This window comes from Tsuneonella flava, assembly GCF_002870965.1.
GTDB lineage: Bacteria > Pseudomonadota > Alphaproteobacteria > Sphingomonadales > Sphingomonadaceae > Tsuneonella > Tsuneonella flava.
In genome coordinates this window covers 419,451-446,160 of record NZ_PHSO01000004.1, presented here as the reverse complement: position 1 = coordinate 446,160, position 26,710 = coordinate 419,451, and the positions used below count along the sequence as shown (strand labels likewise).

Sequence of the window (26,710 nt, the reverse complement as noted above, 5' to 3'; positions counted from 1 at the left end):
TATGGACAGCCCCCGCACCGACTGGTTAACTGGCACCTGCTCTCTGCGCGAAACTCCACGCGGACTGAGCGAGTGGCAATACCCGTTCCGACATAGCCTTGGCATGGGCAGAGCTGGCAGTGCCGTCGATCACACGCTTCTTGATGCCCTGAAGAATGCCCGCCAACCGGAAGAAGTTGTAGGCAAAATACCAATTCATGTCGGGCACATCGTTGCGATCTGTCGCCGCACAATACCGTTCGACTATTTCGTCCAGCTCCGGGATGCCGAGTGCAGCGCGATCCAGATCTATCACGCCGGAGCGACCTTCGTTTTCGGTGACCCACGCCATGCAGACATAGGTGAAATCGGCCAATGGATCGCCCAGTGTCGATAGCTCCCAATCGAGCACAGCGAGCACTTCGGGCCGGTCGGGAGCGAAGATCATGTTGTCGATACGGTAATCGCCATGAACCACACTGGTCCGCGTTTGCGGAGGCAGAGTAGCGGGAAGGTACGCGATGAGCTTCTCCATCTCGGGCAACTCGTCGGTTTCGGAGAGGCGATACTGCTTCGTCCAGCGATCGACCTGACGTCCGAAGTAATTGCCCGGCTTTCCATATTCTTCGAGCCCGGCCTCGGCCAGATCAACCTTGTGCAAATCGGCCAGCGTGTCGATCATCGCGAAGTAGGTTGCGCGGCGCTCTTCGGGTGAGGCGCCGGGCATGGCACCGTCCCAGATCGTGCGACCATCGACCATGTCCATGACATAGAACCACGATCCCACGACATCGTCATCGGTACACAGCCCGTATTGCCGTGCGACGGGAAATCCAACCTTGTGCAACCCTGACTGGACGCGGAATTCGCGATCCACGGCATGGGCACTGGGCAGCAGTTTGCCGAATGGCTTGCGCCGCAGGACGTAATTACCGGTCGGGCTGGATAGCTTGTAGGTCGGGTTTGACTGGCCGCCTTTGAACTTCGCCTGCGTCAACGGGCCTGAAAACCCGGCGACATTGGCTTCCATCCAGGCAGTCAGTTTCGCTTCGTCCAGACGGTCGGCAGCTTCCGGCTCTACCGTGCCGGTAAAGGCGGTTTCTGCGTCAATTGCAGGTGGCTGGCTCATTGATCGAACACGATCACGCTGCGTGCGCTGTCGCCCTTCTTCATCTTCTCGAACCCTTCGTTCACAGCGCTAAGCGGAATGCGTTCGGCAATGATCGTATCGAGATCGAGCAGGCCACGCATGTAGAAATCCACCAGACGCGGCAGGTCCACCGGAAAACGGTTCATACCCATGATCGCGCCTTGCAGTTTCTTCCCGCTGAGCAGATCCATCGCACCAAGGCCGACCTTGCAGTCAAGCGGCATCATTCCGAGGATTGTGGCCGTGCCCCCGCGGCGGAGCACTTTGACCGCCAGATCGGCAGAGGCTTGCCGCCCGACAGCTTCGATTGCGTGATCGACACCGCCACCGGTCATTTCCACAACTTGCGCGGCAGCATCTTCGGCAAGTGCATCGACGGTATCGGTCGCGCCAAGCACTTCGGCCAGCTTCCGCTTCTCAGGCATCGGATCGCAGGCAATCACGCGGCCAGCCCCGGCGATCTTGGCAGCGTTGACAGCAGCAAGCCCAACACCGCCGCAGCCGATCACCGCCACCGTTTCACCTGGCACCAGCTTGCAGGCGTTGAACACTGCACCGGCACCGGTCGTGACAGCGCATCCGATCACGGCTGCACGGTCGAGTGGCATGTCCGGGTCGATCCGCACACAGGCGTGTTCGTGGATCAGCATCTGTTCGGCAAAGGCGGACAGATTGAGCATCTGGTTGACCGCTTCGCCCGATCCGCTGCGGGTGAGGCGCGGAGCCTCTCCCGGTCCACGCCGGGTGTCTCCGCCAAGACACAGCGCCATGCGCCCTGTTACGCAGAACTCGCAATGCCCGCAAAATGCCGACAGGCACGAGACGACATGATCGCCCGGTTTCATTGTGCGGACTTCGCTTCCCACCGCTTCGACCACGCCTGCCGCCTCGTGCCCCGGCACAGCGGGCAGGGGGTGAGGGTAGGTGCCTTCGATGAAGTGCAGGTCCGAATGGCACAGGCCACAAGCCGATGTGCGGATCAGCACTTCGTGGGGGCCAGGCTTGGCGATAGAAAGCTCTTCTATCGCCAGCGGCTGTCCGGGCTGGACGAGGACGGCGGCTTTCATCGCGTGACTCCGAGATCGCCCGAGCTGAACGAATCGTCTTTATCCATGCCGGGTGCATGACGGGCGAATTCCATTCGGGCGATGGCGCGGGCGTGAACTTCGTCCGGGCCATCGGCAAGTCGCAGTGTGCGCTGATGGGCGTATGCTTTGGCCAGTCCGAAGTCGTCGGACACGCCGCCGCCGCCATGCGCCTGAATCGCATCGTCGATGATCTTGAGGGCCATCGTCGGGGCCTGCACCTTGATCATGGCGATTTCCTGCGCCGCTGCCTTGTTGCCGACTTTGTCCATCATATCGGCTGCCTTCAGGCACAGCAGGCGGGTCATTTCGATATCGATCCGCGCGCGGGCAATGCGTTCTTCCCACACCGAATGCTGATAGATCGGCTTGCCAAAGGCCTCGCGGCTTTGCAGGCGGCGCGCCATCTTGGCCAGCGCTTCCTCGGCAACGCCGATCGTCCGCATACAGTGGTGGATGCGGCCCGGCCCAAGGCGGCCTTGCGCGATTTCGAACCCGCGCCCTTCGCCCAGCAACATGTTGCTGACAGGAACGCGGACGTTGTTGAGCTTGATTTCCATGTGCCCGTGTGGCGCATCGTCATAGCCGAACACCGGCAGGTGACGGACGATCTCGACCCCTTCTGCGTCCATCGGCATCAGCACCATCGATTGCTGCTGGTGCCGCTTCGCTTCGAAATCGGTCTTGCCCATGACGATGGCGACCTTGCATCGCGGATCGCCAGCGCCGGATGACCACCACTTGCGCCCGTTGATGACATATTCATCACCGTCACGCTTGATCGAACATTCGATGTTGGTCGCGTCGGACGATGCAACCTGCGGTTCGGTCATCAGGAAGGCGGAACGGATTTCGCCGTTCATCAAGGGCTTGAGCCATTCATCCTTCTGTTCGCGGGTGCCATAGCGGTGAAGCACCTCCATGTTCCCGGTATCGGGAGCGGAACAGTTGAAGACCTCGCTGGCCCAACCGATGCGCCCCATCTCTTCGGCACACAGTGCATATTCGAGGTTGGTCAGGCCCGGTCCTTCAAATTCGAAGGTGTCGTCGACGTGGGCGCGGCCGCACTGCGGCGGCATGAACAGGTTCCAGATCCCCTGCGCCTTAGCGCGGGCCTTCTCCTCTTCGATCACATCGATCACTTTCCAGCGCTCGCCCTCGGCGTCCTGCTGGTCGTAATCACCCATACGCGGGCGGACATGGTTTTCGATGAAGTGGCGCACCCGATCGCGCCAGTGTTGCTGCCGTTCGGTGGGGTCGAAATCCATATCCGCTATTCCTCTGTTCGGGGCTCGCGCGACGCGAGTCGGTTTCAATTTAGGACCGTGGCAGAGCCAGAATGGCGCGCCAAGGCGTTACGTCAAATTCGGCAATTGATTGTCAGGGGTGGGCCGCCTCCGCGTCGGGATCGACGGAAGATGCGGCTTCCAATGCCGACAAGCGGGCTTCGTGATCGTCGCGCGTAATGGGAAAACGGCTGAATATGATCGACGAGGCGACTGCGGCAACGGTCACCAGCGCGGCATAGGAAATCGTCAGGCGATCTATTACCGGTTCCCCAACCTGACCCGGAACAGCATGCGATTCCAGTCCGGCGAAGTTGAGCAGCACGCCGGTCACGCCAATACCGATCGCAGTTCCGCATTTCTGCACGAACATCCAGCCCGATGCGAAGACCCCTTCGGTTCTCCGGCCGGTCTGCTGCTGCGATGCTTCGACGACATCGGCCAGCATCGACTGGGCCGACACCATCACGATGATCGCTGCGGAATTCGATATGAGCATGAAGGCGAGAAGCAGGATGCTGGAGGGCGGTGTCCCTTCCGCAGGCCAGGCGCCGGCGATCCGCAACGCATAGGGCGTGACCCAAACCAGTGTAGCCACAATACCCGCGCCCACTGCAGTCGCGCGCTTTCCGAACCGGGAATGCAGCGGCTGGACGGTGGTGAAAGCCGTCAGAACGGTCACCAGCAGTACGAAGGGTAGGATTGCGAAGAAGGTCTCGTCGAACTGCCAGACATAGAGATAGAGGAAGTTGGAAATCGTCAACGTCATCTGTGTGCTTGAGATTGCGATCATGGCCGCGCTCAGCAGGATAAGTGCGGCCGGATGACGCAGCGATTCACCGATTTCCTTCAGCGCATTGAGCGGTGAACTTGGCGCCGGGCGCGTACTTGGCAAATGGGCAATCCGCTTGTGTTGCCCCAATGCCGAAACGATGACGGAAACGATCATGATCGCCGCACCGGCAACGCCGAACATCCAGTAACCTTGCGGATTGAGCTGACCGAATTCGTGGTTGGCATCGGCCCGCAGGAACACCGTGTTGGCAAGGAAGAACACGAACAATCCACCCGCCCATGCGAACAGGTAGCGATAACGGGTGATACGCGTTCGCTCGTCGTAATCGCTCGTCAGTTCGGCCACCAGCGATTGCGACGGAACTTCGCAGGCGGACACGAGCGTTCGCACGAGGATGGCCACGACCACCAGATAGGCGAAGATATGCGTATGATCGTCGGGTGGAGACCATAACATCATCCAGGCAAGCGCCAGTGGCCAGGGCGCGATATAGAGCCACGGGTGGCGCCGCCCCCATCGGGTGTAGGTGCGGTCCGACAGGTGTCCGATCAGCGGATCGACAAAGGCATCCGCGATCAGCGCGAACATCAATGCCAGGCTGACCAGCTTCGCATCGAGGCCGACCACCTGACTGTAGAAGATCAGCAGGAAGGTGGAGAACCCGTTGTCCTTCACTCCATATGCGACCGAACCGAACCCGTTGGCGAGTACGATGCGAGTGGGCAGCTTTTCGGCTTGCGGTGTCACGACAGCGCGACTCGCTGCTGGATAGAATCGGGGGTGGGCATCACTCTCCTGCGCCCCTCTGCGGGGGTCTTTCGTATAACGGGTACGTTAGACGCCTGCCGCGTTTCGTCAACGCCTGATCGCTTGACGCTACGGCAAAGGGAGAAATGCGGTATGGCGCAAATTCAGGCCTTGCGATGCGCCCGGTTTCGATCCTACGGTCTGCTGGTAAGACGAGGAGAGAACGATGTCTGATCTCGACCAGTTCCGGTCGGAAACCCGCGCCTGGCTGGAAGCAAACTGCCCGCCGGAAATGCGCGAACCCGTGCGTGACGATGCCGATGTATACTGGGGTGGGCGCAAGGCCACTTTCAAGAACGACGCGCAGAAGGCGTGGTTCGAAGCCTGCCGTGACAAGGGCTATACTGTGCCTGCATGGCCCACTGAGTATGGCGGCGCAGGTCTGTCCCCGGCCGAGGCGAAAGTGCTGCGCGAGGAGATGTCGCGGATCAATGCCCGTTCGCCGCTGTCCAGCTTCGGTATCTGGATGCTTGGCCCGGCGCTGTTGCAGTTCGGAACCGAGCAACAAAAGCTCAAGTACCTGAACGAAATCGCCCGAGGCGAAATTCGCTGGTGTCAGGGCTATTCGGAACCGGGCAGCGGATCGGACCTCGTTTCGCTGCAGACCTACGGCGAAGACAAGGGCGACCACTGGATCGTCAACGGTCAGAAGATCTGGACCAGTTATGCCGACAAGGCGGACTGGATTTTCTGCCTCGTTCGCACCGACAAGAACGACAAGTATCGCGGGATCACCTTCATGCTGTTCGACATGGAAACGCCCGGTGTTTCGACCAAGCCGATCCTGCTGATCAGCGGTAACAGCCCGTTCTGCGAGACGTTCTTCGACGATGTGGAAGTGCCCAAGCAGTATGGCGACGGTATCCCCGCGCAAGTGGGCGAAGTGAATCGCGGGTGGGATGTGGCGAAGTACCTGCTGGGCCACGAACGCGAGATGATCTCGGGTGCCGATGGCGGCGACCGTACCGCTGCAATCGGCGCCACACTGACCCGCGCCGCAGGGGCGCCGCTCGATCCGGTGCTGCGCGCCGAACTGGCGATGTTCGATGTCGATGCGCTGGCCTATGCCGCGATGGGCGAGAAGTTTCTGGACGAGGTCAAAGTTGGCAAGGCGCATCCGGCGCAACCAAACATGATGAAGTACGCCGGTACCGAGCTGAACAAGCGGCGGCACGAACTCATCATGGCGGCAGGCGGTTCGGCCGCGCTCGAATGGGACAGCTCCGAATCGAGCGAAGGGGCCAAGCCCCGCGCGTGGTTGCGGACCAAGGCCAATTCGATCGAAGGCGGCACCAGCGAAGTGATGCTGAACGTCATCGCCAAGCGAATTCTCGAACTGCCGGGAGCCTAGCAACCGCCTTTCCCTTCGGGGCCAAGGCTTGGAGATGGGGCCGCAGTGCCCCATGCGCGAAGTACAACACGGGCCGGGAACGGATTGAGCCAATCCCCGGCCCCCTCCCCAAAGGGGGAGAGGGAGTAAGACATGCCGCTGTATCATGACGACGATCAGGCGATGCTCGCCGACACCGCAGCCCAGTTCATGGGTGAAGAGGGCGCCATCGCCAAACAACTGCGCCACTGGCGCGACAAGGGCTGCAAGGATGGCTTCGGCCATGCGCTGTGGAAACAGATGGCCGAAATGGGCTTCACCGGCATTCTGGTGCCTGAGGCCGATGGCGGGCTTGGTATGGGCCATGTCGAGGCGGGCATCGTGCTGGAGGAAATTGGCCGCAATCTGACTCCGTCGCCGTTCCTCACCAGCTCTGTGATGGCGGCGACCGCGCTGGGGCAGGGCGGTGACGATCTCAGAGCGCGCTATCTCCCCGGCTTGCTGGCGGGCGACAGCGTGTTTGCGGTGGCGATCGACGAAGGGGCGAAGCACAACCCCGACCGCATCGCGTGCAAGGCAGAGAAGTCGGGCAATGGCTTCCGCCTCAACGGCAAGAAGGACTTTGTCGTTCAGGGTGCCAGTGCGGACATGATCGTGGTCGCCGCGCGAACTTCGGGCAGTGAAACCGATGCCGAAGGGATCACGCTGTTTGCTGTGCCCAGGGACGCCGCCGGGATGGGCCACAACTCGGTGCGGCTGGTGGACAGTTCGATGGCCAGCCACATCACGTTCGAGAACGTGGAGCTGGATGGCGACGCGGTGATCGGTGAAGTCGATGGCGGGCGCGCAGTGCTCAACCGGGTGCTCGATGCGGGCCGCGTGGGCGCTGCTGCCGAAGGCGTGGGCGTGGCTCGCGGTTCGATGGACATGACGGTCGATTACCTGAAACAGCGCAAGCAGTTCGGCAAGCTGATCGGTGAGTTTCAGGCGCTGCAGCACCGCGCGGCGCACCTCTATTCCGAAGTCGAGATCGCTCGCGCGGCGGTTATCAAGGCACAGCAACTGCTCGATGCCGGGGCAGAGAACGCCAGTCTGATGGCCTCCGTCGCCAAGGCGAAGGCGGGCAAAGCCGCGGGTCTTGCGGTCAAGGAAGGGGTGCAGATGCATGGCGGCATCGGCATGACCGACGAATACGACATCGGCCTCTATATGAAGCGCGATCGCGCGCTGGCCGAGTTCATGGGCGATGTGTACTACCACGCCGGGCGCGTGGCGGAGATGAGCGGATACTGATCGCCGCGATCCCGCTCGCCAGCCCGAACTGGGCCGGGCGGCGCCTGCGATTACGAGATTTGGAGAGAGACAATGATGAACCTCAACGAGATGTTCGGCCTCGATGGCCGTGTGGCGCTGGTCACCGGGGGCAGCCGCGGCATTGGCAAGATGATCGTCGAAGGGCTGCTCGCTGCCGGGTGCGCGCGGGTTTACATCGTCGCCCGCAAGAAGGAGCAGGTTGACGAAACCAGCGCCGAACTGGGCGACAAGGTCATCGGTCTGGTCGGTGACCTGAGCGGGATGGACGGGATCAAGGCACTGGCCGACGAGCTGGCCAGTCGTGAAGACAAGCTCGACATTCTCGTCAACAATGCGGGCGCGGCCTGGGGCGAAGAGTTCGAGAACTTCAGCGAAGCCGGATGGCACCGCACGGTCGATCTCAACCTCAAGACGCCGTTCTTCCTGACGCAGAAGCTCTACCCTCTGCTCAAGGCAGCAGCCACGCCGGAACGCCCCGCGAAAGTGCTGATGATCGCCAGCATAGACGGGATGAAGCTCAACCCGTGGGAAACCTACCCCTATCAGGCGTCGAAAGCCGGGCTGATCCACCTGACCAAGCGGATGGCGGCGCGGCTGGTGCGCGACAACATCGTGGTCAACGGCATCGGGCCGGGCGCTTTCCCCAGCGCGATGAACCGCGCCGCGCGCGACAACGAGGATACCGTGGCCAAAGGCATCCCGTGCAAACGGGTTGGCGTGGCCGAGGACATGGCCGCCGGTGCGATCTACCTGCTCAGCCGGGCGGGCGATTACGTGATCGGCACCACGATCCCGATCGATGGCGGCGTAGTCAACGCCAATGTCGGCGCGGGCAACTTCGTCGATCCGTCGGGCCACTGATCGGCGGCGAAGGCCACACGGGCGCGTGACGCTCCCTGTAGTTTTGAAAACTGTGACTTTCGGCAGGTTTGCCTGTCGATACGGATAGTTGCGTGTTGCTTTCCGACAGCGGGTGTGGACTTTGCTTTTTGCCGGTATGTGCTGCCCTGTGACTTTCGAACGGGTCGTTTTCAGAAGGACAGCAAGCCGGGCCATCCCGCCAGTGTGTCAGCCGACTTCCGTGTAGGAAAGGCTGACCGCCGGATTGCTGCGTCGCTGCGTTCCTCGCAATGACGAGGGGCTGATGGCGCGGGGAACCCGGTCTTGCCCTCTATCTGTTGCTGTAGAGAATATATTCGTCGTTACCGTGCAAAACTCACTGTCTCGTCATTGCGGGTGCAGCGCAGCAATTCATGGTCTGACCTGGCCACCACTCCACACGGCGCAGGCGCGGGAAACGGGTCGATAGCGCCTTGCGAACGGTCCATGTCGCACGCCGGCTGCGCCAGATTCCGTGCATCGCACTTTCCACGCGTCATGCTATGCCGTCCAGCACAACAGCGCAGGAGGGTGGCGTGGCCAAAGTCTTTGGAATCGGCGGTGTTTTCTACAAAGTGGCAGACCCTGACGCGGTCCGCGCATGGTATGTCCGTGTACTCGGCTTCGACCTGACCGACTGGGGCAGCGCGACGTTCACCGATACAGCGGGCGGTTTCCAGCAGTGGAGCCTGTTTCCCGCCGACACCGATTACATGGCCCCCAGTGAGCAACCATTCATGATAAATCTGATGGTGGACGACCTTGACGGGATGGTGGCCCGGATCGAGAGGGAAGGGGAATCGATCCTCGACCGGCAGGATGGCGAATACGGCAATTTCGCGTGGCTGCTGGACCCGGCGGGGGTGAAGCTGGAACTGTGGCAACCGCCGGAGGGGTGAAGGGGCGATCTCACGCACCGTCGCATCTGCAATAGTGACGGTTGGTGGGGGCGGGGCGGTAGGCGCGCATCTCATCAGTTCGCATGCCCTTCCTCGTCATTGCGAGGGGTCGTCAGGCGACGTGGCAATCCATGGACCGCCCTCGCATCCCATTACAACTGCGCCGATTGATCCTGCCGTCGGGCTATGAATTTCCGCCACGCTCCCAATGGTGAGCGAATTAGGCCCCGATCACTCTGCCGCCGGTCGCTCGCGACGGTGAAATCACGCCCGCCGCATCGATCCGCCGGTTAACTCATCAATTCGCGCACGAAGGGGATCAGGCCGGTCTGGCGCTGGCGCTTCATCCGTTCGGCGGCGAGGATCTGGCTGACTTTGGCGAAGCAGGCCTGCACATCGTCGTTGATGACCACGTAATCGTAAGCGTCCCAGTGGCTTATTTCGGCGCGGGCGCGTTCCATGCGGCTGTCGATCACGTCCGCGGCATCGGTCGCGCGCGATTCGAGGCGGCGGCGCAATTCGTCGATGCTGGGGGGCAGGATGAACACGCGGACCACGTCCTGCTGATCTTTCTGGTAAAGCTGCTGGGTGCCTTGCCAGTCGATATCGAACAGGAAATCCTGCCCTTCCTTCAGGGCATTACGGATGTGCCCTTTTGGGGTGCCGTATCGGTGGCCGAATACCGGTGCCCACTCGTAGAAATCGTCTTCCTCTACCATACGGTCGAAATCGGCATCGGATACGAAATGGTAATGAATTCCATCGACTTCGCCCGGACGCGGGGGGCGGGTGGTGGCCGATACGGACAGCTTAATCTCGCTATCCCCTTGCAGCAACATGCGCGAAATCGTCGTCTTTCCCGCGCCGCTGGGGGAGGAAAGAATGAACAACAGCCCGCGTCGGGCGAGCGTGGCGGAACTGTGTGCGGAATCAGGCATGAGCGCTGTTGCCGCATCGTAGGGGCGAAAATCAAGGGTGTGTGTGTCTGTTGTTGCCATTGATGGCGCGGAAGACGCGAACAGTGGTGCTGGGGAAATAGAAGCGGGGCCTCGGATCATGTCCAGCGCGACGGGGTGGGGAGATGGTTTTCAGTTACTACGATGCTTGCGATGATGATCGTGCTCACCCTCGCGTTATTGCGAGCGTGGCGAAGCAATCCAAGACCTGACATCGCCGCGCATCACAAAAGTCCGCACAGTGCGAGATGGCCGTTCCCCGGACTAACGCGCCGCTTCGCCGCTCGCGCATCACCCAAAGGGCTGCAGCGTCAGTCCGATGTCTTGTCGCGCTGTTGCCTGCGGAGTTGCCGGTCGCCCTTGCGTTTGGCCTTGCGGCGGCTCTGGCTGCGATCGAACAGGGTTTTGGCCAGCAAGCCGGTGCCGACAATCGCCGCACCGGGGAGCGATCGGGTGGCAAGGCGCGAGACAAGAAATGTCGTCATCGCTGCCTTGGCCGATCGGTTGTCGATCATCTCTTTCGCGCTTTCGCGCCCATAGCGGTTGGAAAGCAGCCCTTTTTCAAGCGAATTACGCATGATCCGCGTCCCCGCCCGCAACAACACATCGTGGATCAGCAGATTGGTCGCCGGATTGGGAGACGGGCCGGCAACATCGCTATCGTTGCCGGTGGCGGCGGTTACGGTGTTATCGACCACCACGGCACCGCGATCGGTTACGTGATTGCCCGTAGCCTTGCGCTTGTTGCGTTTTTTGCGGCCGAACATCGCAATCCCCCTGTGCTGTGCGGACGATGGGTGGCGGTGCCCGCTACTTCTTCTTGCCGAAATCGACAGTCACGACATTCGAACCGTCATCGCTTTCGGTAACGGCGGGGTGAGGTTTGCGTTCCGCCACGTCGTTTTCGGCATCGTCGTGGCTTTCGCTATCGAGTTCCTCGGGGCTGGCCTGAAACTGCAGTCCGAAATCGACTGCCGGATCGACGAAGGCGGTGATAGCGGAAAACGGCACATCCAGCTTGGCCGGAATCTGGTTGAAGCTGAGGCCGACGGTGAAGCCATCCTCATCCACTTTCAGATCCCAGAACTTGTTCTGGAGAACGATTGTCATCTCATCGGGAAACCGTTCGCGCAGATGCGGTGGGATCGTGACCCCCGGCGCACCTGTCTTGAAGGTGATATAGAAATGATGTTCCCCCGGCAGCGTGCCGCCGGTGTTTTCGATTTCACCAAGGACACGGCCGACGACAGCGCGCAGCGCTTCCTGCACGATCTCGTCGTAGGGGATCAGGCTATCTGGGGTTTCTTCGCTCATCTCGCGCCTAGGTGGCTTCACTGAAGCGCGTGGTCAAGCGTGAATGCTTGCACCATACCCAACCGTGCGTATAGGCGGCTGCTCATGCGTACCGGCAAGATTGAGCGAAACACCAGCGAAACCGCGATCCGCGTCGAGGTTAACCTCGACGGCAGCGGGCGTTATGACGTGGCCACGGGAATCGGCTTTCTCGATCATATGGTCGAACAGTTCAGCCGCCATTCGCTGATCGACGTGACGATGCATGTCGATGGCGATCTGCATGTCGATCAGCATCACACCACCGAAGACAGCGCGATCGCGCTGGGTCAGGCACTGGCACAGGCGCTGGGCGATATGGGCGGCATCGGCCGCTATGGGCAGGCCTATTCCCCGATGGACGAAACGCTGGCGCGCGTGGCGCTGGATATTTCAGGTCGCCCCTATCTGGTGTGGCGCGCCGGGTTCAGCCAGGAAAAGCTGGGCGAATGGGACACCGAACTGATCGAACACTGGTTCCACTCGGTATCGCAGGCTTGCGGTATCACACTGCATATCGAACTGATCTACGGCACCAATAACCACCATATTTGCGAAGCGATCTACAAAGGTTTTGCCCGTGCGATGCGCGCGGCGGTGGAACTCGATCCGCGAAAGGGCGGCGCTGTGCCGAGCACCAAGGGGCAGCTTGGTGGCTAATGCGCCTTTTCGGGATGCCGGGCATCCGCAAGGCCGACCGGCCGCCCGCAGCGGGGGCAGCTTTGCTGCCCGTCTGGCGAGGATCGCATCCCCGGATGGGGGTGCGAAAAGCCAATATGTCTGAAGCACTGGCTCTGATCGATTATGGTGCGGGCAACCTTCATTCGGTGCACAACGCGCTGCTTGCGGCGGGTGCGGGCCATGTCCATGTCACGGCGGACCCCGATATCGTTGCCGGTGCGCGGCGGATAGTCCTGCCTGGCGTGGGGTCTTTCAAGGCCTGTGCCGATGGATTGAAGGCGATTTCCGGTCTCGTCGATGCGCTCGAACAGCGGGTGCTGCGCGACGGGGTGCCGTTTCTGGGCATTTGCGTGGGGATGCAATTGCTCGCCAAGCAGGGGCGCGAACATGGCACCACGGCGGGCCTCGGCTGGATCGCGGGAGAGGTTTTGCCGATCGAGCGGACCGACCCGGCGATCAAGGTGCCGCACATGGGCTGGAACGATGTGCGCCCGATGCCGCATCACGACGGTGCCGAACTGATCGAAGCGGGGGAGGCGTATTTCCTGCATTCCTATCACTTCCAGCCCGACGAAGGGCATCACATCGCCGCGATTACCGACCACGGTGGCGGGCTGGTGGCTGCGGTTGCGCGCGACAATCTGCTCGGCGTGCAATTCCACCCGGAAAAGAGCCAGACATACGGGCTGGCCCTGCTCGAAAGGTTTCTTGCATGGCAGCCGTAATGGCCAGTTGCCTGCGTTGGTCATCCGTTGACGCGGATCTGCGCTGCCGCTTTGTCTATAGTGGAAAGAACACCGCCCCATGATCGTATTTCCCGCTATCGACCTGAAGAACGGCGAAGTCGTCCGGCTGGCGGAGGGCGATATGGCCCGTGCCACTGTCTATGGCGATAACCCTGCGGCGCAGGCGATGTTGTTCGCTGCCGCCGGATCGCAGCATTTGCATGTGGTCGATCTCGACGGGTCATTCGCGGGACGGGCGGAAAACCGCGCGGCGGTAGAAGCGATCCTCGCGGAATTTCCCGGCCACGTGCAACTGGGCGGCGGCATCCGCACTCGCGAAGCGGTGGAGGGGTGGTTCGACCTCGGCGTTGCCCGGCTGGTAATGGGCTCCGCCGCGTTGAAAGATCCGCAGTTCGTGAAGGACATGGCGCGCGAGTTTCCCGGCGGCATAGTCGTGGCGGTCGATGCGCGCGACGGGATGGTTGCCACCGAAGGCTGGGCCGAAGTGTCGGACGTTCCCGTGGTCGATCTGGCGCGCCGGTTCGAAGATGCAGGGGTCGCATCGTTGCTGTTCACCGATATCGGGCGCGATGGGTTGCTGAAAGGCTGCAATATCGATGCTACGGTGGAGCTGGCGCGCAGCGTCGATATCCCGGTGATCGCCAGCGGCGGGGTGAAGGGGCTGGACGATATTCACATCCTCTCGCTCCACGCGAAAGACGGGATTGAGGGCGTCATCACTGGCCGCGCGCTGTACGAGGGGAAGCTCGACCTGGCGGCGGCGATTGCGATGGGGGCGCGCGCGTGACTGTCCGCATTCGCGTGATCCCCTGTCTCGACGTGGCCAATGGCCGTGTGGTGAAAGGCGTCAACTTCGTCGATCTGAAAGATGCAGGCGATCCGGTCGAGCAGGCGCGCGCCTACGATGCGGCGGGTGCGGACGAACTGTGCTTCCTCGACATTTCCGCCAGTCACGAAGGGCGCGGGACGCTGCTCGATATCGTGCGGCGCACGGCGGAGGTGTGTTTCATGCCGCTGACGGTCGGGGGCGGGGTGCGGAGCGTGGACGATGCCCGTGCGCTGTTGCTGGCAGGAGCGGACAAAGTGGCGGTGAACTCCGCCGCGGTCGCTCGCCCTGAACTGGTGGGCGAAATCGCTGCCCGTATGGGCGCGCAATGTGTGGTCGCCAGTGTCGATGCGCGGCGCGTAGCGGACGGGCGCTGGGAGATATTCACTCATGGCGGGCGCAAGGCCACCGGGATAGACGCAGTCGCACACGCCATGCGGCTGGCCGAACTGGGCGCGGGGGAGTTGCTGGTCACATCGATGGATGGCGACGGGACGCAGGCGGGATACGATCTGGCGCTGACCCGCACGATTGCCGATGCGGTGTCGGTGCCTGTAGTCGCCAGTGGCGGCGTCGGTACGCTCGACCATCTGGTGCAAGGCGTAATCGAAGGCCACGCCAGCGCTGTGCTGGCGGCAAGCATTTTTCATTTCGGAACGCATACCATTGCCGAAGCACACGACGCCCTGCGTGCGGCGGGACTGCCTGCGCGGGCATAAGCGCCCACCGCTGCCAGTCCCACTGCGGGACGGTGGTAAAATTCTGCTTGCCGAATCATGGTTTTCAACGCGTTAAGCATCGCCATGCGCTACATCCCTGCCATCGTTCTTCTTGCGACCGCAACGCCCGCATTCGCCGCGACTGCTGCCGTGCCGGAGCCGGGCAGCATGACATTGTTCGCGATGGGCGTAATCGGCCTGATCGTTGGGCGGCAAGCTGCGAAGAAACGCCGCGACCGCGACTGATCGCTTGACCGCGCCCCCCACGCCCCGCCATGAGCGGCGGCGATGGATACACTGACCCGCCTCGAAACCACGATCCGCCAGCGGATCGTCTCTGCCGATTCAGGTAAGAGCTATGTCGCGCAGCTTCATGCGCGTGGCTTGCCGGTGATTGCGCGCAAGCTGGGGGAAGAGGCGGTAGAAACCGTGATCGCCGCGCTGTCGGGTTCGGATGAAGAACTGACCGGCGAAGCGGCCGATATTCTGTTTCACCTCATCGTCCTGCTCGCGGAAAAGGGGGTGCCGCTGGCCGATGTGCTGGCCGAACTCGACCGCCGCGAAGGAACATCGGGCCTCGACGAGAAGGCCAGTCGCACCCAGCAAGAGGGATAATCCGATGCCGATCGATCCGACCCTGCCGTATGACGACGACAATATTTTCGCCAAAATCCTGCGCGGAGAAATCCCCTCCACCCGAATTTACGAAGACGAATGGGCATATGCCTTTCCCGATATCAATCCGCAGGCGAAGCTGCATATCCTCGTAATTCCCAAAGGCAAGTACGTGAGCTGGGACGACTTTTCTGCGCGTGCCTCAGTAGAGGAAATTGCCGGGTTCGTCCGCGCGGTGGGCCACATCGCGCGCGAGCATGGGCTGGTCGAACCGGGATATCGCCTGCTGGCAAACGTCGGCGCGCATGGCGGGCAGGAAGTGCCGCACTTGCATGTTCATCTGTTTGGCGGGCAGCCGTTGGGACGAATGATCGCCTAAACGTTCGATTGGCGCACTCTCAGTCGAAATGATCGAGACGCTGCGCTGGCGTAATTAACCAATTTGCCCGGTTCATCGCCTGCACTGTGCCATTCGTCGTTATTGCCGCTTGCCCCGCGACTCGCCCCTCCGCTAGACGCTGGTCGTGATGAGCAATTTACCAACCCCTCCCGGCGGCATTTTTCGTGGCGACACGCACCTGTTCGCGGTGCGCGCCTATTACGAAGACACCGATCTTTCGGGAATTGTCTATCATGCCAATTACTTGCGCTGGTTCGAACGGGCGCGGAGCGATCTGGTGCGGATGCTGGGCATCGATCAGCGCGCTGCAGTGGAGGCGGGAGAGGGGGCCTATGCCGTGGCCGATCTGCATATCCGCTATGCCGCCCCGGCAAAGCTTGACGACGATATCGTGATCGAAAGCCGCTGCACCGAAATGGGCGCGGCCAGCGTGCGGATCGTGCAGCGCGCGATGCGCGGGGAACAACTTGTCGCGGAACAGACCGTGCGTGTGGGATTTATCAGCCCAGAGGGGCGTCCGCGTCGCCAGCCTGCCGAATGGCGCGCGGCATTCGATCGTTTTGCTGAAGGACATCAATGACCAACACCATATTCCTCGCACTGGGCACGGTGACGCCGCCCACCCGGCTGGACCCGGTTCAACTGTTCATGGACGCCGATATCGTGGTGAAGGCGGTGATTGCCGGACTGGTTCTGGCGAGCATTTGGACCTGGACGATCATTGTCAGCTTCTCGCTTCGCATCGCGGCCGCGCGCCGCAAAAGCGAGAAGTTCGAACGCGAAGTGTGGGAGGCCGACGATTTCGATCACCTGATGAATCAAAAGGGCGCGCGCGATAACCCCGCTGCCCGCGTTGTGGGCGCCGCGATGGGCGAATGGCGGCGTTCGACCAAGGGCGGGGTAAAAGATCGCGAAGGGCTGCGTCAGCGACTGGCCGGGGCAATGGGCGGGCAGGTCGCCACAGAGGCTGACGAGCTGGCCAACCGCCTGAATTTCCTCGCGACCGTTGGTTCGGTGGCTCCGTTCGTGGGTCTGTTCGGCACCGTATGGGGCATCATGAACAGCTTCTTCCAGATCGGCAGTCAGGCCAATTCCTCGCTCGCCGTGGTCGCGCCGGGTATCTCGGAGGCGTTGTTCGCCACGGCCATCGGCCTGTTCGCGGCGATTCCTGCGGTTATCGCTTACAACCGTTTCAGCCATTCGGTGAATGCGTTCGAAGCGAAGCTTCAGCGTTTCGCGGACAAGTTCCACGCCGGGCTCAGCCGTCAGCTGGAATCGCTCTGATGGCAATGGGTCTGCATCGCGCCGGTGCGCGCGGGGGCAACCGCGCCCGCATACCGATGGCGGAAATCAACGTTACCCCGCTGGTGGACGTGATGCTGGTGCTGCTGATCATTTTCATGGTCACAGCCCCGCTGATGACTGCAGGCGTGCCGGTCGATCTGCCAGACAGCCGTGCCAATGCCATCGATCAGGAACCCGACCAGATCACGATCTCCGTCGATCAGGAAGGGTATATATTTATCGACGATGCACCGGTGCCGGTGGGTGGATTTCCTCAGGCACTGGCTGCCTTGCCGCAGAAAGGCGGGAAACCGCCGCTGATTACACTGCGCGCCGACAAGAGCCTGGATTATGGGCGGGTGATGGCGGTGATGGGCGAATTGAACCGGGCCGGTTTCAATTCGATCTCGCTGGTCACCAACAGTTCAGTCACCGCTCCATAGTTTTGGGTGAATGATGGCAATCGCGCATCTTCGCCGTGAGGAACGCATCGGCCTCGGCATCGCGCTGGGGCTGCATGTTGCGCTCGCCGTTGTCCTGCTGTTGCAGCCAGGGCAGCGGACCGCCGCGCCTCAGCCTGAGCGGATGACGGTCAATCTCGCCACCGACGTCGGGCTGGAAGCGACTGCCCCCGATCCGGTGCCGGAAAGCCGCGCTGCCATCGCGCCCGAGCTGTCGCCAGAGCCAGCCCCCGCGCCAGAGCCGATACCTGCGCCGGTGAGCGAACCCGTGCCGCAACCGCCCAGGCCGGTGGCGACCAGTGCGCCTCAACCGAAGCCTGTGTCCAAGCCTGCGGCCAAGCCCAAACCAACACCAAAGGCGGCGACAAAGCCTGCCCCGGCGAAACCTGCGGCCAAGCCCGCTCCGGCCAAACCGGCCGACACACCCAAAAAGTCGGGCGGTAGCCGTATCGGCTCCGATTTCCTGTCTGGCGCAGGGTCGAGCACCAGCACGAATGAAACCCGCATTCCCGCCAGCAAAATCGGCACCAGTGCCAAGGCGTCGATCGTTCAGGCGATTATCCGCCAGATCAAACCGCACTGGAACGCGCCGCAAGGGGCCGATGCCGATCTGCTGGTAACGGTATTATCGTTTCGCCTTAACCCCGATGGCTCTTTGGCGAGCAAGCCGCGCGTCGTCAGTCAGTCGGGCATCACCGATTCCAACAAGCCGCAATCCCAGCTTCACGCCGAACGGGCAATCCGTGCTGTGGAACTGGCCGCGCCGTTCGATCTTCCGCCTGAGTACTACAATGCGTGGAAGACCATTAACGGCGCCAAATTCGACAGGAACCTATCGCGATGAAACCGATCTTATTGCTGTTCACAGCCACTCTCGCGCTGGCGACTGCGCCGCTGGCCGCACAGGAAACGCCAAAGCCTTTCGATCGCGATCTTTCCGCGCCTGCGCCGGAAGGGGGCACTGTGGAAACGGTTGAGGCCGCCCAGGACGATGGCGGACTGTCGTTCACCGTTACCGACGAAAGCGAGTGGCAGGATCTGGGCATCGCGATCCCCGGTTTCGCTACCGATCGCGATGTGCCGACACAGGCGAGCAGTGGCGGCACTGCTGCATTGGGCAAAAGTCTGGCTCAGGTCGTGTACAACGATCTGAAATTCAACGGGCTGTTCAAGCCGGTTGGACCGAATGCCTTGCCGCAGCCCAGCTATCCCGAAATTACCGCGCCCAGTTGGCCGACATGGTCGAACCGCAGCGCGGAAATGCTGGTGGAAGGGTATGTGCGGGCGCGCGGCGACGGTAAGCTGATTGTTGGCTGCTACCTGTACGACGTGCAGCTGCAGAAGGAGCTGACTCGCGGTGGCTGGGTCGTGCCCCCGGCAGATTGGCGCCGCGCGGCGCACAAGTGTTCCGATCTTGTCTATTCGCGTCTGTCTGGCGAAAGCCCGTTCTTCGACAGCCGCATAGCCTACATCGCGGAGACCGGCCCGAAAGATCACCGGGTCAAACGTCTGGCGATCATGGATTCGGACGGTGCCAATCACCGGTTCATTACCAACGGTCGGGCCACTGCGCTGACCCCACGATATTCGCCCGATTACCGGCAGTTGCTCTATCTCAGCTACGTCGATGGCAACCCGCGGCTTTACGTTTACGACATCGGCACCGGGCGCCAGCATCTGGTGACGCAGAGCAGCAACCCCACTTTCGCCCCGCGCTGGAGCCCGGATGGCAAGTGGATCCTCTATTCGATGGCGATTGGTGGAAACACCGATATCTATCGCGTATCGGCGCAAGGCGGGCCGAGTGTGCGCCTGACCAACGCACCGGGCATCGATATCGGCGGTTCCTATTCGCCCGATGGAACCAAGATCGTTTTTGAAAGCGACCGTTCCGGCAATCAGCAATGCTATGTGATGAATGCCGACGGTTCGAACCAGCGCCGCATCAGCTTTTCCGGCGGACGCTGCGCCACCCCGGAATGGAGCCCGCGTGGCGACCTGATCGCGTTCACCCGCATCGCAGGCAATTTCAACGTCGCGGTGATGAACACGCAAGGCGGCGGTGTGCGAACATTGACCAGCGGATGGCAGGACGAAGCACCGACATGGTCGCCCAATGGCCGCGTGATCCAGTTCTTCCGCACCGAGCGCAATTCGGGCCGCAGTTCGCTGTGGCAGGTGGACCTGACCGGCCGCAATGAACGTCGCCTGCCGACCCCGGTGGACGCTTCTGATCCGGCCTGGGGACCGATCCTGCCCTAAGTGCATTGTTCCATGATAAGGGGGCGGCGATCGCTGCCTGAGGTTTCATAGAGAAGGAGACGCAAGATGGATCGTCGTATTGTCATCGCCACTCTGATGGCGGGTACTGCGCTGCTGGCCGCCTGTAAAAAAGAACCGCCGGCATCGTTGCCGCCGGAACCCGAACCAAACGTGACGGCTACCCCGACGCCGACCGCGCCGACTGGCCCGGTGCTGGGCACGCAGGCGCACTTCGAAGAAGCGGTGAACGGCAAAAACGTGATCTATTTCGACACGGACCGCTACAACATCGACAGCGCCTCGGCTGCAGCTCTGCAGACGCAGGCACAGTATCTGATGCGGTATCCGAACATCAATGTCCGGGTCGAAGGCAATACCGACGAACGCGGCACGCGCGAATACAACCTTGCGCTGGGCGAACGCCGTGCGAACGCGGCGAAGAATTACCTCGTTTCGCTGGGTGTGGCGGCGAACCGCATCACCACGATCAGCTATGGCAAGGAACGCCCGGTGGCGCTCGGCTCAAACGAAAGCGCATGGGCACAGAACCGCCGCGATGTGACGGTGGTGGTCGAATAGATGAAATGAAGGTTGTGCCTCGCCCGGAAAGGGCGGGGCGCAAGCCGCTCTCAGTACGGCAGAATGGAGAAAGTCGGCAGATTCGGTGTCGGCAATTCAGCCATCGCCGGGTATAGCGAATTCCCGCCGTTCTGCGATCCGCCTTCGATAGCGGGCGCAGAAATCGCCAGCGCAACAAGCGCGAGAGCCGATGCAACTGCGGCGATTTTGACTTGCGGGCTCATCCTGAACATAGCGCTGACAATGTAATGCGCTGTATTGTGCATTGCAACATGACGTGTGCAAATTGCCCATTCCGCCTTCCATTGGGGGGTGTGAAGGCTTAGGTGGGGCTAGTGAAAGTGAACGATCTCCGATGGTAAAGGCGCGCCGATCGAATGATTGGGGCTTCCCACGCTGGCGCGGCTATGGCTCTTCGCGTGAAGCGACGACCGTGCGCCTGTGCGACCGGCACGGATGTGAAGAGCCGGGCAATTGCCCGGCGCCCAAATCGCCTAACAGCCCGGATCGCTGGTATTTTTGCCAGCGCCACGCCGCCGAATACAACCAGAAATGGGATTACTTCGAAGGGCTTTCGAAGGAAGAGGCGGCCGAACGGGCAGCGAACGAGGAACGCGATAACGCGGGCTATGCCGAAGCGTCGCACTATGGCTGGGCTGGAAGTGGCGATGGATCGCGCACTGCCGATGAAATGCGGGCGCTGGAATTGCTGGAGCTGGAAGCGGACGCCGATTTTGATGCGGTGAAAAGGGCGTGGCGTGCCAAGGCCAAGGAAGTGCACCCCGATGTGAAGCCCGGCGATGCCGACGCAGCGCAACAGTTTCAGGCGTTTCAGGTGGCCTACGAAGTGCTCCGCCAGGCGGAAGAGCGGCGCGAGTGGAAGGGGTAGGCTGAACTGGATTTTGGGGGCGCAATAATGCGAGGAGTACGATCATGATCGACATCGACCTGTCCCAGCCAGCGGTTGCCGTATTGAAACCCGAAGGTGCGCTCAGCGCAGCCGACTTCGACGCTTTGCGCGCTGCAATCGACGGTCATATCAATCGTACCGATATCGTGCCCAATCTGGTGATCGATGCCAGCCATCTGCCGCACTGGGACAGTCTGGCTGCGCTGGAGAAACACCTGAAATTTGTGCGCGATCATCATCGGGTGGTGAAGAAAGTGGCCATCGTTGGCGATTCGCCCATCCTGAGTGTTGTGCCTGCATTCGTCGATCATTTCGTGGGCGCCAAGGTTCGGCGGTTCCCGACGGACAAGATGGCGAAAGCCAAAGAATGGGCCAACGCCGTGGACGACGATCCTGGCCGGTTCGATGTGATCGACGGTTTGCCGCGCGATGTCGTTGCGCTGAAGGCGGTCGGAATCATTACCGCGCAGGACTATCGTGACACGCTGGTTCCGCTGGTCGAAGCGAAGCTGAAAGAGCACGACAAGCTCAAGTTCCTGATCGTGCTGGGCGAAGAATATGCCACTTATGCCGCCGATGCAGCGTGGGACGATACGCGGTTCGGCATCGCGCACTGGGGCGATTTTTCCCGTATTGCGCTGGTCACCGATATTGGCTGGATCACGTCCGCAACCAAGTTGTTCGCTCCGCTGATGGGGGCAGAGGTCGCTGTGTTCCCGGTCGCCGAGCTGGAAGAGGCTAAAAGCTGGATCAGGCGGTAAGCGCGTACCGCTGGCTCAATCGAAGGTGAAACCGGCCTCTTTCGCTTCGGCGAAAATGTCCGCGCCGGTTTTCTTCGGGGTGTCCTGAGCCAGATCATACCACGCTGGTTTTTCGTCGATAAAAATTTGCTCGTTCAGGGTATAGCCCTCAGGCAGATCGAACAGACCGGATGAGAGGCTGAAATGGCCCTCGCCGGGTAGAAGGTGATACCACAGCGTTGCACCGCAAGTGTCGCAAAATGCCCGTTCCGCCCATTCGGAGGAATGATAGGTCGATACGTGATCGGCGCCGGTCACCTTCAGATCGTCCGGCTTGGCACCGGCCAGCGAGAACAACGGACCGCCGCCATTGAGCCGACGGCACATCGAACAATGGCAGGCCTCCACGGTTTGCTTGGTCGATGTCAGCTCCACCTGCACTGCGCCGCATTGGCATTTGCCGTGGAGTATATGGGGTGTGTCAGTCATCGTCTGCCCATCTTCCGGTGTTAGAACTGGTCTGCTGCGTCCATCAGCGACGTCAGCTTCTTCGGCGCGACAGCGCGCCAGCTTCTGGCGATCCGTTCGGAGACATCGTCCCAGTCCGTATCGCCCAGATCGAGCCGCATGCCGATCCAGCCATCTCCGAAATAGGTAGGGCGATAAAACCGTTCAGGATCGCGCTCGATCAGCATAGCCTGCTCATCCACACCGCTGATCTTGGTGAGGAGCGCGGTCTTGCTATCGCCGTGATGATCCATGCTGACCCACGCGAATTTCTTGCCTTTGACGATGCCGAAACAGGGCATTCCATGGCTGATCGTTTCTTCCGCCTGCGGCATTATCATGGCACGTTCGCGGACTTGCCCGACCAGCCATGCGGGATCGAACGGGCGTGAAACATAGGCGCTCAACACGCGGGAATAGAGCTGATGCTCCGCGATCAGCACTCTCGCCGCCAGACTTTCGGCGGTATCGCCCGGCACGATAGCGACTTCGATCTGGCCGAGGATTTCGCCTGCATCGAGTTCCTCCGTCACCAAATGGACCGAAACTCCGCCCTTGGCGTCGCCTGCTGCGATGGCGCGGGCGTGCGTATCCAGTCCGGTATATTTCGGCAGCAGGGAAGGGTGGATATTGAGCATCCGGCCCGCCCACCGGCCCACGAATTCGGCCGTCAGGATTCGCATGTATCCGGCCAGCGCGACATATTCCGCACCGCTTTCGCGCAGTTTGGCATCCATCGCCATGTCATGATCGGCGCGCTTCATGCCTTTGTGCGCGATGGCGAATGTCGGGATTCCTTCGGCCGCCGCAAGCGCGAGCCCCTTCGCATCGGGATCGTTGCTGCCAACTGCAACGATCTCGTAAGCTGCGCCGGGAAGGCGACTGGCATAGAGCAGGGCGGCCATATTGGTCCCACTGCCGGATATCAGAACCGCGACACGGGCTTTCTTCATCGCGTTGAACTTCCTGCTTGATGTGGGCGACTGACGACGCGATGTGCTTTTGGCAGCAGATGTCATCAGTGCTCAAGCCCCGGCCCTAAGATATCCCGTGTCTCCGCTACCGTTGCCGATGTCGCTTACGCCAGATGCTGCGCGTCCCAGTCTTCCCGGCCAGCCCATGTGCCTGCCGAACCGCGCACAGAGCAGCCACGCTGCCCTTCCACGACTTCGCCAATCCGCGCGACCTGTTCGCCCTCCGCCTCCAGGGCGGCGGCGACTGCACTTGCTTCGTCAGCCCGAACCGCCAGCACCATGCCGATGCCGCAGTTGAACGTGCGCGCCATTTCGCCCGGTTCGATATTACCCTGTGCCTGCAGGAAGGCCATCAGCGCGGGTTGCTCCCATGCGTCGGCGTCGATCACGGCGTGAGCTCCTTCGGGCAGAACGCGCGGAATGTTTTCCAGCAAGCCACCACCGGTGATGTGGGCCAGCGCATCGATTCGACCGGCGCGAATCGTCGGCAGCAAACTCTTCACGTAGATCCGGGTGGGTTCGATCAGTGCATCGATCAGCAGGCGTTCGGGATCGAACAGGGCGGGGCGGTCCAGTCGCCAGCCTTTGTCCGCCGCCAGACGACGGACGAGTGAATATCCATTGGAGTGGACACCGGAACTGGCAAGGCCGAGCAGCACATGGCCGGGGGCCACTTTCTCTCCGGTCAACTGTTCGCCTCGCTCGACCGCGCCAACGCAGAAACCGGCAAGATCGTAGTCGCCAGCGGCATACATACCTGGCATCTCCGCTGTTTCGCCGCCGATCAGCGCGCATCCGGCCATCCGGCACCCTTCGGCAATGCCCGCCACGACGCGCTCAGCTATGCCGGTCTCCAGCTTGCCCGTCGCGAAATAGTCGAGGAAGAACAGTGGTTCTGCACCCTGCACGATCAGATCGTTCACGCACATCGCCACCAGATCGATGCCGACCGAATCGTGACGATCGTAATCGATGGCCAGTTTCAGCTTGGTGCCGACTCCGTCGTTGGCGGCGACCAGCAACGGATCGTTGTATCCGGCAGCCTTGGGATCGAAAAAGCCGCCGAATCCCCCCAGTTCACTGGTTGCGCCGGGCCGCGCGGTGGCTTTCACCAGCGGACCGATCGCCTTGACCAGCGCGTTACCAGCGTCAATCGAGACGCCAGCGGATTCATATGTATAGGACTTGGGGGGCGAACCATCAGTGGACATACCAACCGCCTTACGCATTCGCGCTTGGATTTCCATGCCCGTTTGGGCAAAAGGCCCCAACTTTTCTGCATGGCCATACAAATGACCCTTCCGCGCATAAGGCGCCACGTGGCCCTGACGGCCATTTTCGCAGTTGCCGCGTTGGCATTGGCGCTTGTCGCCGGACGGGCGCTGATCGCGCAGGTTTCGGGTGATCGGGGCATCGCCGCTATCGCCTCTTCCACCGACATCGATGTGGGCGGCATCGAAGTCGATGTGACCGCCGACAATGCCTATGCCGCCCGTGAGAAGGGCTGGAAACAGGCGATTCAGGATGCATGGAAAAAGTTGAAAGGCCCGGCGATTTCGCAAGGGCAGCTCGAATCGCTTGTCTCTGCCGTGGTGATCGAGCGGGAAGAGCTGGGGCCGAAACGCTATATCGCCACGCTGGGTGTCAGTTTCGATCGTGCGCGTGCGGGTGCGATTCTGGGCCGGGGCGGGCAGGCGGCGCGTTCGGCACCGATGTTGCTGATTCCCGTTACCATCAGTGCCGGGGCCGACACCGTTTATGAAGTGCGTAACCCGTGGCAGCGGGCATGGGCTGAATATCAGCCGGGCGGGAGCCGGGTGGATTATGTGCGCCCATCGGGTGCCAATGGGGGTTCGCTGTTGGTGACGTTCGGCCAGACGACGCGACGCAGCCGGACATGGTGGCGCAATATCCTTGATCAGTTCGGCGCGAGCGACGTGCTGATGGCAGTAGCCGATCTGCGCTATCGCTGGCCGGGCGGCCCCGTCGATGGCACGTTTACGGCGCGTCACGGCCCCGACAACATGTATCTCGACAGTTTCAAGATGTCGGCCAACAATCCGGCGGAATTGCAGGCGATGCTCAACAAGGCAGTTCTGCGGTTCAACACCATTTATGAAAAGGCGCTGGCCGATGGGCAGATCAAACCCGATCCGACGCTGAATCTCGGTGCGCCACAGCTCGATCCAGCGGTGCAGCAGCTCATCAATATAGGCCGCAATGCGGAGGCGCAAGAGCGCGCGCGTGCAGCAGCGGAGGCGGCAGCGGCACAGGCGGCTCAAGCTGGCGAAACGACCGGAGGGGAAGCGTCGCAGGCGCAAACGCCAGCGATCGTGTCCAGCTTCGTGGTCCAGTTTGCTACACCCAACGCCGGTGCTGTCGATGCGACCATCGCTGCCGTTCGGGCAACGCCGGGTGTGCGTGGCGCCGCAACATCGAGCCTCGCTATAGGCGGGACATCGGTGATGAGCGTCAGTTATGGTGGCAGCCTGGCCGAACTGGCTGCTGCGCTGAGGGCGCGCGGGTTCACTGTCCGCCAGGGCGGCAACGCGCTCGCGATCAGTCGCTGATGAATCAGATTGCCCTGCCGCTCTCGGTGCGGCGGGCCGATGATCCGGTCCGCATCGTCATCGGAAATGCCAATCGCGCCGTGGCAGATGCGTTGGCTCACCCGCAAGACTGGCCATTTCGCACTGCCGTGCTTGTTGGTCCGCCGCGTTCGGGCAAGAGCCTGCTGGCGCGCTGGTTCGCGGGGCAGGGCGGCGAAGTGATCGACGGTGTCGATACGTGCGATGAAACCGAGGTATTCCATCGCTGGAACCGCGCGCAGGAAAGCGGCACACCGTTGTTGCTGGTGAGCGACAGCGATCCGTGGGAGATTGCTCTGCCGGATTTACGAAGCCGGATGGGGGCCGCGCTCCACCTGCAGATGGGTGTGCCGGACGATATGATGGTCGAGGAGCTGTTGTGGGCCCATGCCGAGGCGCGCGGTCTTGCGCTGGGCGAAGGTGCTCCTACTTATCTCGTGCCCCGGCTTGAACGCAGCTTCGCCGGTATTGAGGTTCTGGTGGCGACGATCGACCGCCTGAGCCTCGAACGCAAAGTACCGGCGACATTGTCGGTGTGGCGCGATGCTTTGGAAGCGGTGCAAGGGGCGGATCAATCGCGGCTGATATAGCTGCAACTTGCCATT

Annotated in this window: 32 protein-coding genes; 21 read left to right on the top strand and 11 right to left on the bottom strand. The window is 61.6% G+C overall.

Going from position 1 to position 26,710, the window contains the following annotated elements:
• Positions 1–25: 25 nt before the first annotated feature.
• The 4 genes from CV013_RS05720 to CV013_RS05705 all read right to left on the bottom strand — a co-directional run bounded on the left by CV013_RS05720 (position 26) and on the right by CV013_RS05705 (position 5,043).
• Entirely contained in the window at positions 26–1,108 is a 1,083-nt protein-coding gene (locus tag CV013_RS05720) for a phosphotransferase family protein (protein WP_102154284.1), read from the bottom strand.
• The gene (locus CV013_RS05715) at positions 1,105–2,196 is read right to left on the bottom strand and encodes a Zn-dependent alcohol dehydrogenase (RefSeq protein WP_102154283.1); all 1,092 of its coding nucleotides are present in this window, start codon (positions 2,194–2,196) and stop codon (positions 1,105–1,107) included. The genes CV013_RS05720 and CV013_RS05715 overlap by 4 nt, the downstream gene beginning before the upstream one ends.
• Positions 2,193–3,482 carry an acyl-CoA dehydrogenase family protein gene (locus CV013_RS05710; protein ID WP_102154282.1) on the bottom strand — a complete coding sequence of 430 codons (1,290 nt, stop codon included), beginning with the start codon at positions 3,480–3,482 and terminating at the stop codon, positions 2,193–2,195. The genes CV013_RS05715 and CV013_RS05710 overlap by 4 nt, the downstream gene beginning before the upstream one ends.
• Before the next feature lie 112 nt (positions 3,483–3,594).
• Positions 3,595–5,043 (bottom strand): MFS transporter, encoded by a 1,449-nt coding sequence (locus CV013_RS05705; protein ID WP_102154281.1) that lies wholly within the window; start codon positions 5,041–5,043, stop codon positions 3,595–3,597.
• A 226-nt stretch (positions 5,044–5,269) separates the two neighbouring features.
• Between CV013_RS05705 and CV013_RS05700 the strand changes: the two genes are divergently transcribed.
• From CV013_RS05700 to CV013_RS05685, 4 genes are all read left to right on the top strand, one after another.
• Entirely contained in the window at positions 5,270–6,454 is a 1,185-nt protein-coding gene (locus CV013_RS05700; protein WP_102154280.1) for an acyl-CoA dehydrogenase family protein, read from the top strand.
• 132 nt (positions 6,455–6,586) lie between these two features.
• Positions 6,587–7,726, top strand: a complete 1,140-nt coding sequence (locus tag CV013_RS05695; RefSeq protein WP_102154279.1) for an acyl-CoA dehydrogenase family protein — start codon at positions 6,587–6,589, stop codon at positions 7,724–7,726.
• Positions 7,727–7,798: 72 nt separating this feature from the next.
• Entirely contained in the window at positions 7,799–8,608 is an 810-nt protein-coding gene (locus CV013_RS05690) for an SDR family oxidoreductase (protein ID WP_408057014.1), read from the top strand.
• A gap of 554 nt (positions 8,609–9,162) precedes the next feature.
• The gene (locus CV013_RS05685) at positions 9,163–9,525 is read left to right on the top strand and encodes a VOC family protein (protein WP_102154560.1); all 363 of its coding nucleotides are present in this window, start codon (positions 9,163–9,165) and stop codon (positions 9,523–9,525) included.
• Between the two features lie 290 nt (positions 9,526–9,815).
• Here the strand turns inward: CV013_RS05685 and gmk are convergent, their stop codons facing one another.
• The 3 genes from gmk to CV013_RS05670 all read right to left on the bottom strand — a co-directional run bounded on the left by gmk (position 9,816) and on the right by CV013_RS05670 (position 11,795).
• Positions 9,816–10,463 carry a guanylate kinase gene (gene gmk, locus CV013_RS05680; RefSeq protein ID WP_102154278.1) on the bottom strand — a complete coding sequence of 216 codons (648 nt, stop codon included), beginning with the start codon at positions 10,461–10,463 and terminating at the stop codon, positions 9,816–9,818.
• Positions 10,464–10,792: 329 nt separating this feature from the next.
• Positions 10,793–11,248: a hypothetical protein gene (locus CV013_RS05675; RefSeq protein ID WP_102154277.1), complete on the bottom strand. Its 456-nt coding sequence runs from the start codon at positions 11,246–11,248 to the stop codon at positions 10,793–10,795.
• A 43-nt stretch (positions 11,249–11,291) separates the two neighbouring features.
• Positions 11,292–11,795, bottom strand: a complete 504-nt coding sequence (locus tag CV013_RS05670; RefSeq protein WP_102154276.1) for an SspB family protein — start codon at positions 11,793–11,795, stop codon at positions 11,292–11,294.
• An 84-nt stretch (positions 11,796–11,879) separates the two neighbouring features.
• Between CV013_RS05670 and hisB the strand changes: the two genes are divergently transcribed.
• The 13 genes from hisB (at position 11,880) to pal (ending at position 20,386) form a co-directional block, all read left to right on the top strand.
• Positions 11,880–12,473 (top strand): imidazoleglycerol-phosphate dehydratase HisB, encoded by a 594-nt coding sequence (gene hisB / locus CV013_RS05665; protein ID WP_102154275.1) that lies wholly within the window; start codon positions 11,880–11,882, stop codon positions 12,471–12,473.
• A gap of 116 nt (positions 12,474–12,589) precedes the next feature.
• Positions 12,590–13,219: an imidazole glycerol phosphate synthase subunit HisH gene (gene hisH / locus CV013_RS05660; protein WP_102154559.1), complete on the top strand. Its 630-nt coding sequence runs from the start codon at positions 12,590–12,592 to the stop codon at positions 13,217–13,219.
• A 79-nt stretch (positions 13,220–13,298) separates the two neighbouring features.
• Positions 13,299–14,027 (top strand): 1-(5-phosphoribosyl)-5-[(5-phosphoribosylamino)methylideneamino]imidazole-4-carboxamide isomerase, encoded by a 729-nt coding sequence (hisA, locus tag CV013_RS05655; protein ID WP_102154274.1) that lies wholly within the window; start codon positions 13,299–13,301, stop codon positions 14,025–14,027.
• Positions 14,024–14,785 (top strand): imidazole glycerol phosphate synthase subunit HisF, encoded by a 762-nt coding sequence (hisF, locus tag CV013_RS05650; RefSeq protein ID WP_102154273.1) that lies wholly within the window; start codon positions 14,024–14,026, stop codon positions 14,783–14,785. The genes hisA and hisF overlap by 4 nt, the downstream gene beginning before the upstream one ends.
• 84 nt (positions 14,786–14,869) lie before the next feature.
• The gene (locus tag CV013_RS05645; RefSeq protein ID WP_102154558.1) at positions 14,870–15,031 is read left to right on the top strand and encodes a PEP-CTERM sorting domain-containing protein; all 162 of its coding nucleotides are present in this window, start codon (positions 14,870–14,872) and stop codon (positions 15,029–15,031) included.
• A 42-nt stretch (positions 15,032–15,073) separates the two neighbouring features.
• Entirely contained in the window at positions 15,074–15,400 is a 327-nt protein-coding gene (locus tag CV013_RS05640; RefSeq protein WP_102154272.1) for a phosphoribosyl-ATP diphosphatase, read from the top strand.
• A 4-nt stretch (positions 15,401–15,404) separates the two neighbouring features.
• Positions 15,405–15,779, top strand: a complete 375-nt coding sequence (locus CV013_RS05635; protein ID WP_102154271.1) for a histidine triad nucleotide-binding protein — start codon at positions 15,405–15,407, stop codon at positions 15,777–15,779.
• Positions 15,780–15,927: 148 nt separating this feature from the next.
• Positions 15,928–16,380 carry a YbgC/FadM family acyl-CoA thioesterase gene (locus tag CV013_RS05630; RefSeq protein WP_102154270.1) on the top strand — a complete coding sequence of 151 codons (453 nt, stop codon included), beginning with the start codon at positions 15,928–15,930 and terminating at the stop codon, positions 16,378–16,380.
• Positions 16,377–17,084, top strand: a complete 708-nt coding sequence (gene tolQ, locus CV013_RS05625; RefSeq protein ID WP_102154269.1) for a protein TolQ — start codon at positions 16,377–16,379, stop codon at positions 17,082–17,084. Before CV013_RS05630 ends, tolQ begins: the two co-directional genes overlap by 4 nt.
• Positions 17,084–17,527, top strand: a complete 444-nt coding sequence (locus CV013_RS05620; protein ID WP_102154268.1) for an ExbD/TolR family protein — start codon at positions 17,084–17,086, stop codon at positions 17,525–17,527. Before tolQ ends, CV013_RS05620 begins: the two co-directional genes overlap by 1 nt.
• 13 nt (positions 17,528–17,540) lie before the next feature.
• A complete protein-coding gene (locus tag CV013_RS05615) occupies positions 17,541–18,389 on the top strand; it encodes an energy transducer TonB (RefSeq protein WP_190276543.1) in 849 nt (282 codons plus the stop codon).
• Positions 18,386–19,807, top strand: a complete 1,422-nt coding sequence (gene tolB, locus CV013_RS05610; RefSeq protein ID WP_102154266.1) for a Tol-Pal system beta propeller repeat protein TolB — start codon at positions 18,386–18,388, stop codon at positions 19,805–19,807. Before CV013_RS05615 ends, tolB begins: the two co-directional genes overlap by 4 nt.
• Positions 19,808–19,873: 66 nt before the next feature.
• Positions 19,874–20,386 carry a peptidoglycan-associated lipoprotein Pal gene (pal, locus tag CV013_RS05605; RefSeq protein WP_102154265.1) on the top strand — a complete coding sequence of 171 codons (513 nt, stop codon included), beginning with the start codon at positions 19,874–19,876 and terminating at the stop codon, positions 20,384–20,386.
• A 50-nt stretch (positions 20,387–20,436) separates the two neighbouring features.
• Here pal and CV013_RS05600 read toward each other — a convergent pair whose 3' ends face one another.
• Positions 20,437–20,619: a hypothetical protein gene (locus tag CV013_RS05600; protein ID WP_198591826.1), complete on the bottom strand. Its 183-nt coding sequence runs from the start codon at positions 20,617–20,619 to the stop codon at positions 20,437–20,439.
• 122 nt (positions 20,620–20,741) lie between these two features.
• Between CV013_RS05600 and CV013_RS05595 the strand changes: the two genes are divergently transcribed.
• Both CV013_RS05595 and CV013_RS05590 read left to right on the top strand, forming a co-directional pair.
• Positions 20,742–21,275 (top strand): J domain-containing protein, encoded by a 534-nt coding sequence (locus tag CV013_RS05595; protein ID WP_102154263.1) that lies wholly within the window; start codon positions 20,742–20,744, stop codon positions 21,273–21,275.
• 44 nt (positions 21,276–21,319) lie between these two features.
• Entirely contained in the window at positions 21,320–22,057 is a 738-nt protein-coding gene (locus tag CV013_RS05590; RefSeq protein WP_102154262.1) for a SpoIIAA family protein, read from the top strand.
• 15 nt (positions 22,058–22,072) lie between these two features.
• Here the strand turns inward: CV013_RS05590 and CV013_RS05585 are convergent, their stop codons facing one another.
• The 3 genes from CV013_RS05585 to purM all read right to left on the bottom strand — a co-directional run bounded on the left by CV013_RS05585 (position 22,073) and on the right by purM (position 24,728).
• Positions 22,073–22,525, bottom strand: coding sequence for a GFA family protein (locus CV013_RS05585; RefSeq protein ID WP_102154261.1), 453 nt, complete (start codon positions 22,523–22,525; stop codon positions 22,073–22,075).
• Positions 22,526–22,545: 20 nt separating this feature from the next.
• Complete coding sequence (gene purN, locus CV013_RS05580; protein WP_102154260.1) at positions 22,546–23,496, bottom strand: phosphoribosylglycinamide formyltransferase; 951 nt, start codon at positions 23,494–23,496, stop codon at positions 22,546–22,548.
• 125 nt (positions 23,497–23,621) lie between these two features.
• Positions 23,622–24,728, bottom strand: coding sequence for a phosphoribosylformylglycinamidine cyclo-ligase (gene purM / locus CV013_RS05575; protein ID WP_102154557.1), 1,107 nt, complete (start codon positions 24,726–24,728; stop codon positions 23,622–23,624).
• Between the two features lie 108 nt (positions 24,729–24,836).
• On the opposite strand from purM, the gene CV013_RS05570 reads away from it, so the two are divergent.
• Entirely contained in the window at positions 24,837–26,087 is a 1,251-nt protein-coding gene (locus CV013_RS05570; RefSeq protein ID WP_223805275.1) for a heavy-metal-associated domain-containing protein, read from the top strand.
• On the top strand, positions 26,087–26,695 hold the full coding sequence (locus tag CV013_RS05565; RefSeq protein WP_102154258.1) for a P-loop NTPase family protein: 609 nt from the start codon (positions 26,087–26,089) through the stop codon (positions 26,693–26,695). Before CV013_RS05570 ends, CV013_RS05565 begins: the two co-directional genes overlap by 1 nt.
• The last annotated feature ends 15 nt before the right edge of the window (positions 26,696–26,710 follow it).